Below are 20,928 nucleotides of genomic sequence, written 5' to 3' on the forward strand. Positions count from 1 at the left end.
AACCTTTGAACTTATTGTATTTTTCTTTTTAGATACTATTAATCACCATCAGAATCATTGTAATCTGCTTTAATTCCAAGAGCAGATATCATATTTGTTTTTAATACCTCTATAACACTATGAATTTTATCTCTGGTAATTTTATATTTATCTCTATTAGATTGAATTCCCATATAAAAATCATCATCCAAAGTTTCTGCTTGTACAATTGCAGCATTGTATCTATCGTTGATTACAGTACTTAACAGTTTTCCACCAGCTTCAATTTGCAACTCATCTAGATACGATTTCAAGCTTTCTCCTTCCGTATCAGAATTCAAATATTTACCATTGAATAAATCTTGTGATGCTTCAATAGAAGCAATCAATAATTCTTTTGAAACGTTCTGCTTATAAATTGCCTCAACTTTTTCCGGTGCAATAACAGGAGGTTGACCAAAAAAATCAATAGGAATTCCAATTTTCGCAGCTCTCGTTACCTTTTCTAAATTGAAAATCATATCATTTGTCAATTTATCTAAAGAAGCAGTAGATGAAGAACAATCATTAGAAATAAAAATACCTCGATAACTTCCTTTCCAATCTGATTGTACTGAAACAGCCATCGATTTTAATCTTGAAACAACATCTGAAAGATACTTTTTATAATTAGCCGCATTTTGATCTGAAGTATATTTTGCAACAATATCTGTATCTGTTGCCCCTACACCATTTAATAAATAATCCAATGCAGGTAAACCTTGTGCTGCAATATTTGTTGATAGTGCCAAGTTATAATTCCCTGAAGCAATATTACTTTCAACTACGGCATCTTCCAAAGGATAAGTATTTGTGTAATCTCTCAATCTCAATATCTCAGCTTGCCCAATTTCATAAATAGACACATTTTGCCAAGTATTATAAACATTCAACCATTCAGCCCTCAATGTTTCCAATTTTTGAGTATCCGGATTAGCAATAAATGCATCAGAAGTAATCTGTAAATCCGTTAATTCACTTACATATAAATCATAAGATGGAATGATGATATTATCTGCCCAATTAGTTAAAAGAGCACCTCTATTAAAAGAATCATTTGTGCAGTCTTCCACACTTGAATCTTTCTTACAAGAAGCGAAGAAACACGTTAAAACCAAAAGGTAGATACTATTTTTCATCTTATTAATTTTTTATCAATTAAGAGTTTGCAAATTTATAAAAAGCGGTTGTCTTATAATAACAGACAACCACTTTTATTTTATATATTTTTTAATCCAATTTATTCTGCGGCTTGAGCTGTAGTAAAATCAAATTTTGCAGAAATCGCATTAGAAACCTCGTCTAAAACGGTTCCATCAGTCAAATCCCAAAACCCATTTCCTACTTCTAATTTAGCAATCAACGCATCCACTTCTGAAGCACTTAAGTAAGGTGCATCTGTTGCAGGGTTTCTTGTAAATTGTAAACTATATACAAAACCGTATCCTTCAGATAAATCATGAAACGCCCCTCCAAAGTCTTGGTTTGCTAATGCAGCTTTACCTGCTTGTAAATAATATACCGCTCTAACCCCAATCACCTTAGAAATTTGGTATTGTAATACCGTTACAGCATCTTTTAATGCATCGTAATCTTTTGCTACAACTGCAGCCCTACCAATTCTGAATGCCTTGAAGATTTGCTCCTGTATACCTGCAAAATCAGAATCTGATTCAACTCGAGTAATGTATTTAAATAAAAACGCATCACTTTCATAACTAACTGGACTTTCAAAATCCACAGAAGGATCTCCGTAAACATATCCAAATGCTTCATCATAATGATGCTCGTATTTAGTATAATTTTTACCTTCTTCTAAAGTCTCTGCATCATTTTTTGAAATATAATCCTCATTATTAATACGAGTAGTCCCCAAATAATTATTTAATACCTGATCAACTATTAAAGCTCCAATAGAACCTTTTGCAAAAGCTTGATTATACTCTAATCCTTTTGCACTTACATAACGAGTACTGCTACCATCTGCAATCATACCGGCGTTACCTGCACTTGCAGTATTCCCTTTATTTGGTACTACATCTGCAACTTGACTTGTAATATATGATGAAAATACCGCTTGAATAGCATCTTTTGCTAATGCATCATTTCCAAACAAATCGTCAGAAGCTGCAATCTTACTTTTTACATTTTTACTAGAATCATTCAACCCTAAACTACCAGCATCCACAAAATCTTGGGCACCAGCTTGGTGATTAAAAGCTGCTTCAATTTCGATAGCTGTCTTTCCTGAAGTAACAGAAAAATAACTCAAAATTTCTTTATTCATTGCCAAACGAGCTGTTTGACCACTAAAACTAATAGTTGTTTCATTATTTCTTTCAAATGAATAAGAACTAGGAATACTTCCTCCAAATTCAATATCATTTACATCTGTTACAACATCAGAATCTCCATTTCCATTTCCTAATCCATTATCATCGTCTTTACATGATGTGAACATTAGGATCGTTGCACATAATAAACTCGCTTTGATTAATTGCTTGTACATTTCTTTTTATTTAGATTTATTACAAATAGTTTTTTTTCTTGCCGCAAAGATACACAACAATCACATTTATCAAAACTTATTTAGAATAAATTAAAATAAATATTTGAAATATTTTATTCTCTTTTCCTTAGAATCGGTAATACTCACTAAAAATGAACACTTTACCCCTTTTTTTTGATCAAACAACCCCAGTTCTATTTTATAAAAAAAATGGAAATTGTTACAACCAAACTTAAACCAAATAAAAAATGAAACTATTACAAAGAAAAATCTATGTAGTAACACTATTGTTACTTACAACAGTTAAAGTCACATTTTCTCAAACCTCTACCCTATATAAGGACTGGATTGACAAACAATATCTAGGAACATCAATCCTTCCTACTTTCTCATACGCGGGCTACGCTTATGGTGATAAAGCCATTCCCACCATTTCAGAATTAACTTCTGATGGAGCCAAAGTATTTTTAGTAGATGCTAATGGAAATGACATGGTGGATGACAAATTAAAAATTCAGGAGGCAATTACAGCGGCAGAGAACTATATCAAGGAAGATCCACAAAACAAAGCAATTGTAAAGTTCCCTCCTGGTAAGTTTTATGTAAACACGACTACAGATAAAAGCGCTATCATTTCTATAACTCAAAATAATATAGTGATTCAGGGAAGTGGGTCTGGCCCAAACGGAACAGAATTAATTCATTCTCAATATTTAGAATCAACAAACGGAGCAGATTACAATTGCCCTTATTTATTTCAATTTAAATCTGATAAATTCTGGCACTCGTCTCAACAGAAAATTGCTACTGTTACCGGTACTGCAAAACTAAATTCATTTTCCATTGAGATTGCACAAAGTGACATGGATAAAAACCACTCGGAGTTGCATATCGGGGAATGGATTTCTCTAAGAACCATTGACAATTTAACATTAGTTAGTGAAGATTTAAGTCCAAAAACAGTAGACGACATTTACGAAAATGGGTTCGACCTGAGTATCAAAAAAAAGGGATCTAGCTCGATAGAATATCATAAAATTAAAGATATCCAAGGCAACAAACTGATATTCCATGAGCCTATTTTAAAACCTGTTTCTGGAAGTGATTGGGGCATATATAGTTTCAATGAGCTTAAAGAAGTAGGGATTCAGGACTTAAAATATACAGGTGGATTCACATCAAAACACATGCACCATAGCACATCTAGTAAAACTTTAATAGATTTAGGAGAAGCTGTTACTTCCGAAAACAGAAAAAAATATTCTTACCTAGGAACTTCAGGTTGGAGCGGTATCGAATTTAATGGAGTGGTAAACGGTTGGATTAAAAATGTAGTATTCTCTCAAATGTCTCAATGTGTACGATTTAAAAACTCTGCAAATTGCACAGCTATTGACAACGAATACACAGGTAATTACCCTGGTCACAATTTTATTACTGCTGCAAGTTCTACTAAATGTTTCATCGCTTTAAATGAAGACAACTCCACAGGGAATAATATTCCCGTTGAAAATGCAGATTCTGGCAGTTTATTCTTTAGAAATAACGGAAAAGGAATTTGGCATGGTACTGGAGTTAGCAAACAGTCAATTGGAAATGTATTATACAGAAATACGCATCCTATGGACGGACATACAGGGATGGAAATTCATGCAAGTCAACCAAGAGCAAATTTATTCGATAATTGTAAAGGTGGTATCTTTTTCCATGCCGGAGGAAATGAAACCGAAGTACCAAATCATTTGAAAAAATTGGTCGTTTGGAATTTTGAAGGTACAGGTAATGACGCTGGTCGTGGTGAAACAGGCCCCATAGATTTCTGGGTAAACAATGAAAGATACAATACAATGGCAATTCAGCCGATACTGATAGGAACCAAAGGAATTACTTTTTCTGATCCAGACGATTGTGAAATTATTGAATCTAATGGGACAAAGGTTACGCACACTATAATTGATGATAAAAGCCATAATATTGAATCTATTTATGAAGCACAATTGGCATACCGTAGAAATAACAACTTACCTGATTGGATTTTTGAATCTTTAGATCATTTAAAAAATCAAGAATATTTAGAGGACTTTGAATTATCTGAGGCGGACAATTCTTGGGGAGGAACAATGACAGGAAGAAATGACGTTACTTGGAGTTTGACTCATGCAAAAAAAACAGATGGAACATATGTTGATGGCAGCAAATGCATTTACATACAATCAATGAATAAAACAGATAATCAAATAACATCTTCTTCTATTGAGGGTGGGATTAACAGTCTTTCAATTGACTGCAAGGCTCTTTGGGGAACAGAGAACAATTATAGAAATATATTGGTGATGATAAATGATAAAATTATTGATACGCTAACTTTTCAAAATCAAGGAACCGTCAGTTTAAATTCATTAAAAATACTTGGAACTTTTACATTGAAATTAAAAAACATTTCGAATCCTAATAATACGATTGCTTTAGATAATCTAAAATGGACCAGTTATTCTGGTTTTACGAATAGTGACACCCCTCCTTCTAACATCAATAATTTAAACGCACTACATACAACAACAAAATCAACCACTTTAAGTTGGACTCCCTCATATGATGATTCGAATAATATTGTTTATGAAGTATTCAAAGGTTCAGAACAAACACCGATCGCTACCATTACTACATCCGACTATCAACTTGATAACCTGGAAGAAAATACTGAATACACTTATTCTATTCAGGCGGTTGATAACAATGGAAATAAATCCGAAAAACAAGAGATTCTTTTTAAAACAGAAACAGAATATATCGAAGACTTTCAATTGTCACCAGCAGATAATACTTGGAATGGAACGCTCTCAGGGATTCAAAATATTGTTTGGAGTTTAACAGACATAAAAAAAACAAACGGTACATATGTAAATGGCAGTAAATGTATTTATATGTCAGGATTAAGCAAACCGAATAACTTGATTGAATCTACGATGATTTCCGGCGGTATCAGCTTTCTATCGGTTGATTGCAAAAGCCTTTGGAAAAACACTGGTGGCGAAAGAAAAATTCAATTAAGTATTACTCAAAACAACCAAATTGTTACTCAATCAATCCTGAATTTTTCTGGAACTACAGCAACAACCGTTCAATTAGAAAACTTAAATATTTCAGGTGACTTTAAAATAAATATTAAAAATGTATCGCTTGCCACAGATAGCAATACAATAGCTATAGATAATATTAAATGGAGAACCTATTCAGGAGAGCAAACCTCGATAAAACTAGCAAAAACTTTAAAAATAAAAGGACATGAAATTGTTAGAAAAGAGAGTACCAAAATATATCCTAATCCATTTTCAAATAAAATATGGATTCAATCAGATGAAATTTTTTCTAAGATTATTTTAGTAGATAGTTTTGGCCAAATAATCTACAATATTCCGATCTCTAATGATACCTCTTTATCGATTGATTTATCTTCAAAAAACATAGTACCAGGAATATATTATTTAAAACTTATTTCAAAAGATAAAACCATCACCAAAAAAATGATGAAACTTTAAAATAAGAAAGCCTAACAAAATTGTTAGGCTTTTTTTTTAATAAAATACTCCCAATGAAGCATTATATGCACTTTCAAAACTCATCGGTTTTGTATTTGTATCAGCTTTCACTGAAGTAAAATAAGAAAGTAATTTTTCTGTAGGCATATTCCCTGTCAACTCGTCCTTTGCCATCGGACAACCACCAAATCCTTTTATTGCTCCATCAAATCTCAAACAACCAGCTTTAAAAGCACTATCAACTTTTTCATACCATGAATCGTAAGTAGTATGTAAATGTGCGCCGAATTCCATTTTTGGATATAGAGGAATTAAATTTTTAAACAAATAGTTTATCGTTGTTGGAGTGGCAGTCCCTATTGTATCTGAAAGAGACAAAATCCTAACTCCCATCTGCGATAATATTTCTGTCCAATACCCAACTGTTTCCACGCTCCAAGGATCTCCATATGGATTTCCAAACCCCATAGACAGGTAAGTAACCACTTCTTTATTAGAATTTTCAGCCAAATTAAGAATCGTCTCTAAAACTTTTATCGATTCAGCAATCGTTTTATGAGTATTTCGCATTTGAAAATTCTCTGAAATAGAAAATGGAAAACCTAGGTAATCTATCTCTTCAAATTGTGAAGCCTGTTCGGCGCCGCGTGCGTTAGCAACGATAGCCAAAAGTTTTGTATTCGTATCTTGTAAGTCTAAACCTGAGAGAACTTCTGCCGTATCCCTCATTTGAGGAATGGCTTTTGGAGAAACAAAACTACCAAAATCAATTGTATCAAATCCAACACCTAGCAAAGCATTTATATATGCAATTTTATTTTGTGTAGGTATAAATTCTTTTATCCCTTGCATTGCATCACGGGGACATTCAATAATCTTTACGTTTTTGTTTTTGGATAAATTCAATCGTTTGTTCTAAATTTTAAATCAATCAACAAATATAAATTTTACTTTATATTCTATCTCAAATTTCAAAACAAACTATAAAAGAAAATCTAGCAAATGCTAGATTTTTGGACAACGTTTACAATTTGTCTTTCCACTTTTTTTATATTTCTTACAACATTTGCTCTTTTTCTTCTTACCACAAGAAGTTGAACATTCTCCACTAATTACACAAGGAGATACAAATACTGGTCCCATAAACTTTGTTCTTATTTAGAATAAATAAACGCAAAGATAGTTAATATTTGTCTTGCTGACAGAACTTTAACAAAAAAAATTATTCCTCAGCTGTTGTGATGGTGTTAATATCTCTATCAAATAAGTAATGTCCAGTCTTGTCTTCACCAATTATATTTAATTTATCAAGCAAAGTTCTCGCTGTCGATTCTTCTTCTAATTGCTCCGTAACATACCATTGCATAAAGTTATGTACGTTATAATCTTTATGCTGAAGACATTCGTAAATTACACGGTTTATTTGTTCGGTAACAAACATTTCACTTTTCAAAAAGTGTTCAAATAAGGCATTTAGATTGCTAAAGTCTGATAAGGGTTTTTCTAAAGCAGGCACATCCACTTTCCCTCCTCTTTCATTCACAAACTTTACGAGCTTCGTCATATGAGCTTTTTCTTCCTCTGACTGCGCGTAAAAGAAATCAGCTACACCGCTAAAACCAGCATGATCCGCCCAAGACGCCATCGCTAAATATTGCATGGAAGCACTTGCTTCATATTTTATTTGATCATTTAATAAATCTTGAATCTTCTCTATCATATTTCTAATAATTTGAATCCAAGATAAAAAAGAATCCCTGAATATAAAACAGAAAGGCTCATTTTTTAAAACAATATAAGTTGCTTATAAATTCTTAAGAATTTCTTTATTTATACGTTTCACAAGACTTGGTCCTTCGTAAATGAATCCAGTATAAACTTGTACTAAATCAGCACCAGCATTTATCTTGTCTAAAGCATCTTTTGCTGAATGAATTCCTCCAACACCAATTATTGGAAATGACTTTTTTGACGCATCTGCCAAGTATTTAATAGCCTGTGTACTTCTATCTGCAATCGGTTTTCCACTCAAACCTCCATTTCCAATTGTTTCCAACTGACTTTCCGTTGCTTTTAAACCTTCTCTATTGGTGGAAGTATTTGAAGCTATCACCCCGTCAATTTTCGTTTCATCAACTAATTCAACAATTTCATCAAGTTGTTGATTGTTCAAATCTGGTGCAATTTTTAATAAAATTGGTTTTTGAATCGCTTCCTTGTCATTTAACTTTTGAACAGATTGAATCAATTCAATCAGGTAATCCTTATCCTGTAATTTAGCATGACTCCCAACATTTGGACAACTGACATTTAATACAAAATAATCTACATAAGGATGCAATGCTTTAAATACCTCGCAATAATCTTGCGTATACTGTTCTGTTGGAATACCTGTATTTTTCCCAAGGTTACCTCCAATAATTACTTTCCCTTTGTTCTTTTTTAAGTTTTCTATGGCAGCCTCTACGCCAGCATTGTTAAACCCCATTCTATTGATAATACCTTGATCATCTTTTAAACGAAACAAACGTTTCTTTGGGTTTCCTTCTTGCCCTTTTGGTGTAACAGTTCCAATTTCAATAAAACCAAAACCAAAATCCGCTAGTTCATTAAACAGCACCGCATTTTTATCAAAACCGGCAGCCAAACCAACTGGATTTTTGAATTTAATTCCAAACAACTCTCGTTCTAACCTAGGATCATTTACTTGAAACATTGAACGTATAATCGCAGAAACACCCGGTATTTTTGAAAGACCTTTAATTACTGAAAAAGTAAAATAGTGTACTTTTTCTGGATCGAATTGAAATAATATTGGGCGAATAATCGATTTATACATTGAATGTTTTTTTATAATTCTCTTAGTTATTTCTAAGCGCTGCAAAATTACGAAATTTGTGTCATTGAGACAATCTTTAGCAGAGGGATGAAATTTATATTGTGCAAAAAAAATCCGTAACAACTTTGTTACGGATTTTCGATTTTTAATTTATTATCTCAAACTAGCTTCCAAGTTTTTCTCGAATGTAGTTTGCAACTTTTGCATAATTTTATCAATTTGCTTTTCGTTTAAAGTTTTACCTTCATCTTGAAGTAAAAAACTTACCGCATAAGATTTTTTATTTGCGGCTAATTTATTTCCTTCATATACGTCAAATAAATCTACCTCTTTTAATAATTTTCTTTCAGACTGGAACGCTAAATTATAAATTTCACCAAAAGTTACAGTACTATCTAACAATAATGATAGATCTCTTTTTACTGCTGGAAACTTTGGCAGTGCTTTTACTTTTATCCCTTTTGAACTTGAAATTTTTAATACATTATCCCAATTAAAATCTACATAAATAACCTCCTGTTTAATTCCGAAAGATTTTAAAATAGATTTTGATACAATTCCAATATCAGCCAATTTAATTTTCCCTAAGCTTAACGTAATTCCCTCAGAAAATACATCGTTTTTTGTTGGTGTCGTTTTTAAACTTGTAGCTCCTAATCTTTCTAAAATTGATTTTACAATCCCTTTTACATAGAAGAAATCTGATTTTTTATGAGTTCCCGTCCATGAATCACTGGTTCTATTCCCCGTTACAAAAAGTGACAAGTGCTTGAATTCCTCATATTTATCTTCAAATTTGTGATATGTTTTTCCAAATTCAAAAAATTGTAATGAACTATTTTTCCTATTAATATTATAAGATACAGACTCTAAACCACTGAACAACAATGATTGTCGCATCACTGCTAAATCATTACTCAATGGGTTTAACATGGCAACATTATTCTCTTCATTTAAATTTTCAGAATGTTCAATATAAGATGCCTTTGTCAAAGAATTAGACATAATCTCATGAAAACCAAGAGAATTCAATTGATTTCCAACAATATTTTCAATCTTTAATCCATTAAATTCTGAAAAAGAAATTGAGGTGTTTAATTTATGTGAAAACTGAATATTATTATACCCATATACACGCAATATTTCTTCAATTAAATCTGCTTCTCTCTGAACATCCACACGATAAGCTGGAACTGTTAATCCTAACCCACCTTCTGTTTCGCTACTGATTTTTATCTCTAAGGAAGCCAAAATATTTTTAATCGTCTCATTAGACAATTTTTCTCCTATTAGCCTTTCTACATTCTCATAAGAAAGCACCAATTCAAAATCTTCAATTTTAGTTGGGTATAGGTCAATAATATCTGAAGCTATTTTACCTCCTGCAATTTCAATAATCAATAGTGCAGCACGTTTTAATGCATATTTTGTAAAGTTTGGATCAATTCCTCTTTCAAAACGGAATGAAGCATCTGTATTCAAGGCATGTCTTTTCGCAGACTTTCTAATTGAAACAGGGTTGAAATATGCACTCTCCAAAAAGATAGACGTAGTATTATCAGAAACACCTGAAGCTTCCCCTCCAAAAACCCCAGCAATACATAACGGAGTAGCATCTGCATCACAGATCATTAAATCCTCAGCATCAAGTTCTCTTTCAACACCGTCTAAGGTGGTAAACTTTGTTCCTGACTCTAAGGTTTTTACTTGAATTTTGTTTCCTTTCACTTGTGCAGCATCAAATGCGTGTAAAGGTTGTCCTAATTCATGTAGTACATAATTTGTAATATCTACAATATTATTAATTGGTGCTAAACCTAAGGCTTTTAATTTATTTTGGATCCACTCAGGGGATTCAGCAACCTTAACATCTGTGATCGTTACTCCACAATACCTTGGAGCTAATTGTTTATTTTCAACTTCTACATCAAACTTCAATTTTCTTTCATCTACATGAAAATTACTTACAGAAGGCGAAATCAACTCAAGATTTACTCCTTGTTGCATTAACCCGGCTCTTAGATCTCTAGCCGTTCCATAATGACTCATTGCGTCTGCTCTGTTAGGTGTTAGTCCGATCTCAAAAACCTCATCAGTTTCTATTTCAAAAACTTCTGCAACCGGTGTTCCGGGAACTAAAGCATCATCTAAAACTAAGATACCATCATGACCTTTTCCTAAACCTAATTCATCCTCAGCGCAAATCATTCCAAAGCTAACCTCTCCTCTAATCTTTCCTTTCTTGATCTTAAAAGACTCTCCTTTATCATCGTATAAAACGGTTCCAACAGTAGCAACTGGTACTTTTTGACCGGCTGCAACATTTGGAGCACCACATACAATTTGAATTGGTTCGTCTCCGCCAACGTTTACAGTAGTGACACTTAACTTATCCGCATTAGGATGTTTTCCACAAGTAATAACTTCTCCTACAACAACACCTTGAAGACTTCCTTTGATAGATTCTATCAACTCGATTCCTTCAACTTCTAATCCTAAGTCAGTTAATAATTCTCCTGTTTTTGTTGCTTCCCAGTCAATTTTCAAAAACTGCTTAAGCCAATTGTATGATATTTTCATTCTTGTGAAATAAAGTTCTTATAATAGCCGGCAAATATACGGAAACCATTAATTAAATAACAGAATATAGAAAGTAAATTAATTCTCTTAAGCAAAGCATTTTGCATCAGAATATAAAGGATATTTTGATGTTGAGCTTTCAATTCTTACTATATTTGTGAAAATTTCAAAAAAATGAATAGTCTTAAACTTTTTAGATTTACAAGTATTGCAGAAGGTGTATCTCTTTTGCTGCTCTTTGGTATTGCTATGCCAGTAAAATATATCCTTAAGGAACCTATATTGGTTGAAATTGTTGGAATGGCCCATGGGCTTTTGTTTATTGCTTATGTATTGTTTGCCATTTATTACACTTATAAAGTAAAATGGACTTTCCTTCAATTTATCATTATTTTCTTTGCCTCATTCGTTCCTTTCGGCACTTTTTATATTGACAAAAAATATTTAGCAAAAATAAAGGAATAAAAAAAGCCGTCTTTTCAGACGGCTTTTTTTATTCTTAGACAAAATTATTAAAACACAAGTTTTACATTTAATTCAAATTCATTTTTGATAGCTTTATCTTTCAACCCATCAAAAAAGCTTGAAGAACCATACTTAATACCGTACAATGTTCTGTCTACATTTAAAGTAGTTGTAGCACTATTACCATCCACTACTAATTCAAAAGTTACTGGTTTTGTAATTCCTTTGATCGTTAAATCTCCAGTAACTGCATATTTTCCATTTTTCCCTTCTACTTTTGTAAAAACTAATTTTGAACTTTGAAATTTATTGGTTCCAAAAAAATCATCAGCCTTAAGGTGACCTTCCAATTTGTTTTTATAATCACCTTCTAGATCAGTAACCGTAATTGAACTCATGTCCACCATGATTTCTCCACCTACAAGTTTATCTTTTTTAAAGTCTAATACACCATTTTGAATATTGATTGTTCCTTTATGATCACTACCAATTTCTTTTTTTCCTACCCAATTGATTTTACTCTCTCTAGTTTTAACCTGTTTTGTCTCTTTTTTAATTGCTGTAAAAGACATTGTTACCAATGCTACTAATACAAATGCCGTTGATTTTAAAATGTTTGTTTTCATGTTTACTTATTTATTAATTATTTATTTATGATTTGTTCTTAATTTATTTAATAATTCATTTAGTTGAATCGCTTCTTTTTCAGATAAATTTTTCGTTGTTTCTCTTTCATGTTTTCTTAATGTTTTATCAATCTCACTAAGAAGATCTAGTCCCTTTTTTGTAATCGTAATTTCTATTTTCCGCCTATTTGACTCACATTGTATTCTACTAACTAAGTCTTTTATTCTTAACTTCTCAATCAACCTAGTAGTATTGCTCATCTTAGAAATCATTCTTTCTTGAACATCCTGCAAATTGATGGCTTTACCATTCTGACCACGTAAGATTCTTAAAATATTAAATTGTTGAGAAGTTAGGTCAAATTGCTTAAAATAAACACTGCTTTTCTCATTAATCCAATTGCCTGTGTACATTAAATTAAGAATGCATTTGGTATTTGGATTCAGATTACTTTCAGATTTCAACTGCTCTTCAACTAACATTTGTCTATACAATTATTGTTTACACAGCAAATATACATTCTTTTTTCATCCCAACAAATTTACTCAGAACAATTGTTGTATAAACAACAATAAACACAACAAGTATAAACATTTGTTTACGAAACAACAGTGAGCAAACTCAAAAAAGCCTTACACATTTAAATTCATGGAATGTACATATTAGAACCTTCACAGAAGCAATAACTCAACATTTAAATTATTAAAAGTCTTTGATGCTCAATGAATTAATTCCATAACTAATAGGAGAATAGTTAATTATTGACTGACATAATTCCCTCTAGAAAGTCACCAACATAATATGCCACCAATGCCGCTGCTGCTCCCATAAGTACGGTAGTAGCAACACTCATAAATCTATTTTTACTATTTACTACTCCTTTTAAATACCCGATCAAGGCAAAGGATAAAAATGTCAATGAGGTAGACCAAAACAGTAGGTCGCCTTTGATATCAACAAACATATCCAATACATAGACTAACAAAGGAATAAAGCCTAAAATCAGAAAAGAAACAAAGGTAATTAGTCCAATTTTAAAAGGGGATTTTGTTTCCTCCATAAGTCCTAACTCTTCCTTCATCATTACATCCACCCACCTATCCTTATCCGCGGTAATGGTTTTAACAACCGCTTCTAACAAATCACCTTGAAATCCTTTATTTCTAAAAATTTCTCTAATTTCTTCCGTTTCTTTTTCCGGAATATTTTCAACCTCCCAATATTCGATAGCTTTGTGTTTTTCATAATTATCCACATCTGTTTTAGAAGATAGATAAGCTCCAATCGACATGGCAAAACCATCCGCAAATAAATTGGCAAATCCTAAAATAATAATCACAGAAGAATCTAAACCAGCACCAACAGCACCTGCCACAACTGCAAAAGTAGTTACACTACCATCTATTCCACCGTACACAAATTCAGCCAAATATTCTTGAAACTTTTGTACAAAAACATTTTCTTCTCCGTGTACTTTACTCTCCTGAGGATCATTAGTCATATTTTATTCTTTTAGAATTGATTCTCCATTTATATCAGTTGTTAAAACATCAGACATATAGTCAAAAAAGGGCCTTAATGCTACATATGATTTTCTTAATTCTTCTCTGAAATTTGGTGATAAAACTTCTTTATCAGTAAATTTTCTAGTCACCAAAAAAGACTTTTTTCTAATCAAATCTATAGATGGATGATTTTTATCAAAACCTCTAGGGGCTGATTTTACTTCCTCTCCTTCTAACTCTCCAAATAATTTTTGAAAATTTTCCGCTGCAATAATTTCTCTAATCTCAACATCATCAGATTCAAATTCTTTTCTAATTCTTAATAAATCCGAAGGATTTGGTTTGAAAAAACCACCAGCCATCATTGATTCTCCAGGTGCGATTTTTAGATAATAACCACCTCTTAACTTTTCCGTTGCACGTGAGAAGCTAATACTTCTATGATAATTATATGGAGTTTTATCTTTAGAAAACCTCACATCTCTATAAATTCGGAAGAGTTTCATTTTTTCAATGGTATCACTTTCGTTTAAATCTTGTAATACAGCATTGTAAAATTCCTTCAGCTTAATTTCTTCCTCTTTAAATTCAAGTTTGTGTTGATCAAACCATTCTCTATTATTATTTTTTTTTAATTTATTTAAAAACGCTAATGCTGATTTTGATACTCTTGTCATTATTTATCTGAATTATTTTAGCATAATTTACATAATTGAGGTTGTTCTACCATAAAAAACTTATATAAAAAAAAGCGGAATCTAAAGATTCCGCTTTTTTATTAGTCCTCAACTAACACCCAATCCCCTTTATCAAGCATCGGAATGGCTTGTTTGTACTTAACTTCTTTATTCTCACCACTCATAACATTTTTAATGGTGACCTTTTCATTTCTACCTATTTTACGTTCTTCACGAATAATAGTTTCAGGAATTTTTTGTTCTCTTGTATCTCTAGACATAGACGATTCAGAGATGTTTTGAACCTCTTCCTTACTCACATTTAATTTTTCACGTTTTTCAACAGGAGCTTCAGAAATTTCGTTTGCACCTTGTGTTGGTAACTCACCTTTAAACAAAAATGACAAAACATCTTTGTTTACCTTATCTAACATTCCTTTAAATAATTCAAAAGCTTCAAACTTATAAATAAGTAACGGATCTTTTTGTTCATAAGAAGCATTTTGCACAGATTGTTTCAAATCATCCATTTTTCTTAAATGATCTTTCCAAGTCTCATCAATAATCGCTAACGTAATATTTTTCTCAAAATCACTGATCAATGTTTTTCCTTCAGACTCAAAAGCTTCTTTCAGATTTGTAACAACTTGTAATGTTTTTACCCCATCCGTGAAAGGCACTACAATACGTTCATATTTATCAGCCTCATTTTCATAAACATTTTTAATTACAGGAAATGCTGTTGAAGCATTTCTTACAACTTTCTCTGTATAATATGCATACACTTTATCATACAAATCATCAACCAATTTATCTGCTGCAAGATTTTTAAATTCTTCCTTAGTAAATGGAGATGGCATTCCTGAGAAATGAATCAACTCAAACTCAAAATTTGTATAATTATCCGTTTGTTTATTTGAGGTAATAATAGACGAACATGTATCATAAATCATATTTACAATATCTATCTGTAAACGTTTCCCATCCAAAGCATGACGACGACGTTTGTAAACTACCTCACGTTGAGCGTTCATGATATCATCATACTCTAATAATCTTTTACGAACTCCAAAGTTATTTTCTTCTACTTTTTTCTGAGCTCTCTCAATAGATTTAGAAATCATAGAATGCTGAATTACTTCACCTTCCTCTAACCCCATTCTATCCATCATTTTTGCAATTCTATCCGAACCAAAAATACGCATCAAATGATCCTCTAACGAAACATAAAATTGTGAAGAACCAACATCTCCTTGACGTCCAGCACGACCTCTTAACTGTCTATCAACACGTCGAGAATCATGTCTTTCAGTACCTATAATTGCCAAACCTCCAGCAGCTTTTACATCATCAGATAATTTAATATCCGTTCCACGTCCTGCCATATTTGTTGCGATGGTCACCATACCAGAGTTACCCGCATCAGCCACAATCTGAGCCTCTTGTTTATGCAATTTGGCATTTAATACATTATGTTTAATTTTTCTTAATGATAGCATTCTTGCCAACAACTCAGAAATTTCAACTGACGTAGTACCCACCAATACCGGTCTTCCTTTTTCAACCAACGTAACAATTTCATCAATTACGGCATTGTACTTTTCTCTAGTTGTTTTATATACTAAATCCTCTTTATCATCACGTAACAAAGGTTTATTTGTTGGAATTTCAACTACATCTAACTTGTAGATTTCCCAAAATTCTCCTTCTTCTGTTATCGCAGTACCCGTCATACCACCTAACTTACGATACATTCTAAAGTAATTTTGCAAAGTTACAGTTGCAAAGGTTTGTGTTGCAGCCTCAATCTTCACATTTTCTTTTGCTTCAATTGCCTGGTGCAAACCATCAGAATAACGACGACCATCCATGATACGACCTGTTTGCTCATCTACAATTTTAACCTTGTTGTCCATTACCACATATTCCTTATCCTTTTCAAATAAAGTATACGCCTTTAACAACTGATTTAAGGTATGAACACGCTCACTTTTTATACTAAAGTCGTTATACAACTCTTCTTTTTGAGCTACTTTTTCTTCTACTGTAGCATCACTTTCATCTATTTCACCAATTTTAACACCAATATCTGGTAATAAGAAGAAATCTTGATCCCCTTCTCCAGAAATGTATTGAATTCCTTTATCTGTTAACTCAATAGAATTATTTTTTTCATCGATAACAAAATAAAGTTCCTTATCAATTTTTGGCATCTCTCTATTATTATCTGCCATATAAGTATTTTCAGTCTTTTGAAGTAATTGTCTTACCCCTTCTTGACTCAAAAACTTGATCAATGCTTTGTTCTTAGGAAGCCCTCTGTAAACTCTTAATAAAAGAATACTCCCCTCTTCCGTATTTCCATCTGCAATCATTTTTTTTGCTTCTGCCAATACTCCAACCAAATACTGACGCTGAATTTTTTCAATAGCCTGAACACTTGGTTTCAACTCGTTAAATTCATGTCGGTCTCCTTGTGGTATCGGACCAGAAATAATTAACGGAGTACGAGCATCATCAATTAATACAGAATCCACCTCATCTACAATAGCAAAGTTTGGAGCTCTTTGCACCAAATCTTTTTGAGAATGCGCCATATTATCTCTCAAATAATCGAAACCAAATTCATTATTTGTACCATAGGTAATATCTGAATTATAAGCTTTTCTTCTTTCTTCTGAATTCGGTTGGTGATGATCAATACAATCAACAGATAAACCATGGAATTCCCAAATAGGCGCCATCCAAGCGGCATCCCTTTTCGCTAAATAATCATTCACTGTTACCACATGAACTCCTTTCCCGGTTAATGCATTAAGGAAAATTGGCAAAGTAGCAACCAATGTTTTACCTTCCCCTGTCATCATTTCTGCAATCTTACCTTTATGCAAAACAGATCCACCAATTAGCTGAACATCATAATGAATCATTTCCCAGGTTACTGGTGTACCAGAAGCATCCCAAGAGGTAGCCCATTCAGCACTATCACCATTCAAAGTAACATACTCCTTAACTCTTGAAAGTTCTCTATCAAATACAGAGGCCGTAACTTCAACTACCTCTTTTTCTGTAAAACGTTTCGCAGTTTCCTTAACCACCGCAAAAGCTTCTGGCATAATTTCCTCAAGAACAGCTTCTGAAGCATCATATGCTTCGTCTTTCAACGCATCTATTTCCGTAAATATTTGTTCTTTTCTATCGATATGTGCATCAACTGCCTCTTTTTCTAATGCAGAAATTTTATCATCAAAAGGTTGCGTAGCTTCTTTAATTTTTATTTTAAAGCCCTCTGATTTTGCCCTCAGCTGATCATTTGATAAACTATTCATTTCTCCTTCAAACGAACGAACTTTATCTACAATTGGCTGCAATAACTTTAAGTCCTTTTTTTGTTTATCACCCACAAAAATTTTAAGGACAGAATTTAAAATACTCATAATTTTATTTTTTTAACAACTTACAAGTTGTTGATTTTTCTTTTTTAAATGATTTTTACATTTACAAACACTCTATAAAATGCTAAATCACTGTTTTTGAAACACATAAAAAACACGTTCAAAAATACACAAAAAAAAAGCCTCAATAGAGACTTTTAAATGATAATATTTGTTTTTTTCTAATATTCATCTTCATTCCAAAAATAATCCTCCTCTGTAGGATAATCCGGCCATATTTCAACAATAGATTCATATGCATCTCCTTCATCCTCCATACTCTGTAGGTTCTCTACTACTTCTAACGGAGCTCCTGTTCTAATAGCATAATCTATTAATTCATCTTTTGTTGCAGGCCATGGTGCATCTGCCAAATACGAAGCTAATTCTAAAGTCCAGTACATCTTACTATTAATTGAGTTATTTGTGCAAAAATAATTTTTTTTCTGAGAAAATCAAGTCTTTTTTTATGTATTTCAATATTTTAAAAGAACGTCTCATTTCAACTTAAGGAATCCATTTTATTTCCTCAGCTTTATTGTAAAAAGTCAACTTCCGTGCCAATACGAAAAGGTAGTCAGAAAGTCGGTTAATATACTTTAAAACGTTCTCTTCAATCAATTCATTTCCCATCAAAATCACTATCAAACGCTCAGCTCTTCTACAAACCGACCTCGCAATATGACAATATGACACAGTACTATGACCGCCTGGCAAAACAAAATGCGTCATTACCGGCAAATCCTTTTCTATATTGTCTATTTGCTCCTCTAGAAATAAAACCATTTCTTCGGTAACCTTAGTATCCGCCAATCTCCTTTTTCCATTCTTCAAAATTTCCTTGTCTAACGGAGTCGCAAGTACCGCCCCAATCACAAACAAATCTTTCTGAATTTTAATCAAACTTTCAAAACTTTGCGTGTCCAAATTTTGATCACGGATCAACCCCAAATAAGAGTTCAGCTCATCAACTGTACCATAAGTTTCAATTCTTAAATCACCTTTTGAGACTCTTGTGCCTCCGTACAACCCTGTCGTACCTTTGTCTCCCGTTTTCGTATATATTTTCATCGTTAAAATCGAATTGTAAAGTGTTCTTTTCCTTGTTCCTTTCTGAAGAAAACAATTCCCCATTGAAATAAATCAATCGTAGCAGTAACTTCAGGATGCTTCTTAATTTGTGACCACGCCTCTTTCATTCCTTTACTCCAATATATATCATCAAAAATAAAAACACTATTATTATGTTTACTTCCTAAACAGTGATTAAAGTAATTTAATGTTGCACTTTTGGTGTGGTTTCCGTCAAAAAAAACAAAATCAAAAACTTGCTTTTCACAAACCTTTTGAAGTGTTACATCAAAGTTACCTACAACATATTTCACATTAGAATTACCTTGCTTGGTCATATTTCTCTCTGCAAAATCAATCGTGTTTTCACACCCTTCTAAAGTTGTTAAATTGAAATTATCTGTATTTCTACATAAAGAATTCGAGGCCATACCTAGAGAAGTTCCTATCTCCAAACAATTCTCTACATCAAAATATTCCATCATACGCATTAATAGTAACCCATACTTTTTTTTAATGCCCGCTACTTTAGCTATTTCCGAAACCTTTCGTTGTTTGCCTTTAAACACCTTAGAACCAGCACCAAAATCTTCTACCTCCAAGATTTCTTTTGAGTGTAATAAACAAGCTTTATATACGTTAAATCTATCAACTTGACCTTTGGGGCTTTTTAAATAAATGCAACTTATCAAGAGATTAAAAATAAATGGAGAATGAACTCCATGTTGATTCGTCGATCGTAACAAATATTGAAAATACTCTTTTTGAATAAAAAACATAATTAAGACAGCATGTAGGTATGAGCAAAAGTAATAGAAAATTCATTGTTTATAACCAATAAAATTTATATTTGTAAATTGATAAAAAAACTAACCATGAACAAATTATTTATAGTAATTAGTTTTTCAATTATTCTTAATTCTTGTGTTCCTCATAGAAAACTAGTCTATTTCCAAGGAGAACCTATTGAAAAAGAAGACATCCATAAAATAAACGACACACCCTACAAGCTTCAAGTTAATGATATCTTGTACATTACCTTGAAATCCAAAAATGAGGATCTAGTGAAGTTGTTTAACAATAATGATAATAACCAAACAAATAACAATAGTACCGGGGGTTCTAATCTCTACTTTACAGGTTACACCATCGACGAACATGGAAACATAAGACTTCCTTACGTTGGAAACGTAAATGTACTTGGTTACACTATTGAGGAGGTTCGTATTAAGGTTAAATCCGAATTAAAATATTATATCAATTTTGATAAAAACATATTTGTTACCGTTAAATTGGCAGGAATAAAATACACAATACTGGGTGATATAGGTGCTCCAGGAACGCATATTATATATCAGAACAAAGTAAATATTGTAGAGGCTATTGCTAACTCTGGGGACATTATCGCGACTGGGGACAGAACAAAAGTGGAGGTACTTAGAGAAGAATTTGACGGATTAAAAAAATATACGGTTGACATAACTCAAATTGACGTTTTTGATTCTGAGGTTTTTAATATTCTTCCACATGACATCATTTTCGTGAACCCCATAAAAACAAAATCTTGGGGTATTGGAACAACCGGGTTGCAAACCTTCACCACTCTCGCCTCTGTATTTTCAATTATCGCGACAACTTTGTTATTGATAAAATCATTCTAAACA

The 20,928-nt window shown here is 32.4% G+C and carries 17 protein-coding genes; 3 read left to right on the plus strand and 14 right to left on the minus strand.

Going from position 1 to position 20,928, the window contains the following annotated elements; genetic code table 11:
- Window positions 1-38: 38 nt before the first annotated feature.
- Window positions 39-1,157, minus strand: a complete 1,119-nt coding sequence (locus tag AC2DGP_RS05005) for an imelysin family protein (protein ID WP_484491925.1) — start codon at window positions 1,155-1,157, stop codon at window positions 39-41.
- A gap of 101 nt (window positions 1,158-1,258) precedes the next feature.
- Window positions 1,259-2,527, minus strand: a complete 1,269-nt coding sequence (locus tag AC2DGP_RS05010; RefSeq protein WP_484491926.1) for a DUF4856 domain-containing protein — start codon at window positions 2,525-2,527, stop codon at window positions 1,259-1,261.
- A 248-nt stretch (window positions 2,528-2,775) separates the two neighbouring features.
- Here AC2DGP_RS05010 and AC2DGP_RS05015 point away from each other — a divergent pair, with 248 nt between their 5' ends.
- On the plus strand, window positions 2,776-6,066 hold the full coding sequence (locus AC2DGP_RS05015) for a DUF4955 domain-containing protein (protein WP_484491927.1): 3,291 nt from the start codon (window positions 2,776-2,778) through the stop codon (window positions 6,064-6,066).
- Between the two features lie 36 nt (window positions 6,067-6,102).
- On the opposite strand, the gene AC2DGP_RS05020 is transcribed toward AC2DGP_RS05015, so the two are convergent.
- The 4 genes from AC2DGP_RS05020 to pheT all read right to left on the minus strand — a co-directional run bounded on the left by AC2DGP_RS05020 (window position 6,103) and on the right by pheT (window position 11,485).
- The gene (locus AC2DGP_RS05020; RefSeq protein WP_484492483.1) at window positions 6,103-6,918 is read right to left on the minus strand and encodes a hydroxymethylglutaryl-CoA lyase; all 816 of its coding nucleotides are present in this window, start codon (window positions 6,916-6,918) and stop codon (window positions 6,103-6,105) included.
- 370 nt (window positions 6,919-7,288) lie between these two features.
- Window positions 7,289-7,786: a ferritin gene (locus tag AC2DGP_RS05025; protein ID WP_484491928.1), complete on the minus strand. Its 498-nt coding sequence runs from the start codon at window positions 7,784-7,786 to the stop codon at window positions 7,289-7,291.
- Between the two features lie 84 nt (window positions 7,787-7,870).
- Window positions 7,871-8,905 (minus strand): quinone-dependent dihydroorotate dehydrogenase, encoded by a 1,035-nt coding sequence (locus tag AC2DGP_RS05030; protein WP_484491929.1) that lies wholly within the window; start codon window positions 8,903-8,905, stop codon window positions 7,871-7,873.
- A gap of 153 nt (window positions 8,906-9,058) precedes the next feature.
- A complete protein-coding gene (gene pheT, locus AC2DGP_RS05035) occupies window positions 9,059-11,485 on the minus strand; it encodes a phenylalanine--tRNA ligase subunit beta (protein WP_484491930.1) in 2,427 nt (808 codons plus the stop codon).
- Between the two features lie 174 nt (window positions 11,486-11,659).
- On the opposite strand from pheT, the gene AC2DGP_RS05040 reads away from it, so the two are divergent.
- The gene (locus tag AC2DGP_RS05040) at window positions 11,660-11,950 is read left to right on the plus strand and encodes a DUF3817 domain-containing protein (protein WP_484491931.1); all 291 of its coding nucleotides are present in this window, start codon (window positions 11,660-11,662) and stop codon (window positions 11,948-11,950) included.
- 47 nt (window positions 11,951-11,997) lie between these two features.
- Here AC2DGP_RS05040 and AC2DGP_RS05045 read toward each other — a convergent pair whose 3' ends face one another.
- From AC2DGP_RS05045 to AC2DGP_RS05080, 8 genes are all read right to left on the minus strand, one after another.
- Window positions 11,998-12,576, minus strand: a complete 579-nt coding sequence (locus tag AC2DGP_RS05045; RefSeq protein WP_484491932.1) for a YceI family protein — start codon at window positions 12,574-12,576, stop codon at window positions 11,998-12,000.
- A 21-nt stretch (window positions 12,577-12,597) separates the two neighbouring features.
- Window positions 12,598-12,990, minus strand: a complete 393-nt coding sequence (locus AC2DGP_RS05050) for a MarR family winged helix-turn-helix transcriptional regulator (RefSeq protein WP_484491933.1) — start codon at window positions 12,988-12,990, stop codon at window positions 12,598-12,600.
- A 341-nt stretch (window positions 12,991-13,331) separates the two neighbouring features.
- Window positions 13,332-14,078, minus strand: coding sequence for a VIT1/CCC1 transporter family protein (locus tag AC2DGP_RS05055; RefSeq protein ID WP_484491934.1), 747 nt, complete (start codon window positions 14,076-14,078; stop codon window positions 13,332-13,334).
- Window positions 14,079-14,081: 3 nt separating this feature from the next.
- On the minus strand, window positions 14,082-14,759 hold the full coding sequence (locus AC2DGP_RS05060; RefSeq protein ID WP_484491935.1) for a DUF2461 domain-containing protein: 678 nt from the start codon (window positions 14,757-14,759) through the stop codon (window positions 14,082-14,084).
- A gap of 101 nt (window positions 14,760-14,860) precedes the next feature.
- On the minus strand, window positions 14,861-18,196 hold the full coding sequence (gene secA / locus AC2DGP_RS05065) for a preprotein translocase subunit SecA (protein ID WP_484491936.1): 3,336 nt from the start codon (window positions 18,194-18,196) through the stop codon (window positions 14,861-14,863).
- Window positions 18,197-18,375: 179 nt separating this feature from the next.
- Window positions 18,376-18,597 carry a DUF2795 domain-containing protein gene (locus tag AC2DGP_RS05070; RefSeq protein ID WP_152287470.1) on the minus strand — a complete coding sequence of 74 codons (222 nt, stop codon included), beginning with the start codon at window positions 18,595-18,597 and terminating at the stop codon, window positions 18,376-18,378.
- 103 nt (window positions 18,598-18,700) lie between these two features.
- The gene (locus AC2DGP_RS05075; RefSeq protein WP_484491937.1) at window positions 18,701-19,264 is read right to left on the minus strand and encodes a cob(I)yrinic acid a,c-diamide adenosyltransferase; all 564 of its coding nucleotides are present in this window, start codon (window positions 19,262-19,264) and stop codon (window positions 18,701-18,703) included.
- A gap of 2 nt (window positions 19,265-19,266) precedes the next feature.
- A complete protein-coding gene (locus AC2DGP_RS05080) occupies window positions 19,267-20,043 on the minus strand; it encodes an O-methyltransferase (protein ID WP_484491938.1) in 777 nt (258 codons plus the stop codon).
- A gap of 96 nt (window positions 20,044-20,139) precedes the next feature.
- Between AC2DGP_RS05080 and AC2DGP_RS05085 the strand changes: the two genes are divergently transcribed.
- Window positions 20,140-20,925: a polysaccharide biosynthesis/export family protein gene (locus AC2DGP_RS05085; RefSeq protein WP_484491939.1), complete on the plus strand. Its 786-nt coding sequence runs from the start codon at window positions 20,140-20,142 to the stop codon at window positions 20,923-20,925.
- Window positions 20,926-20,928: the final 3 nt, after the last annotated feature.

This window comes from Flavicella sp. IMCC45537 (assembly GCF_057197705.1).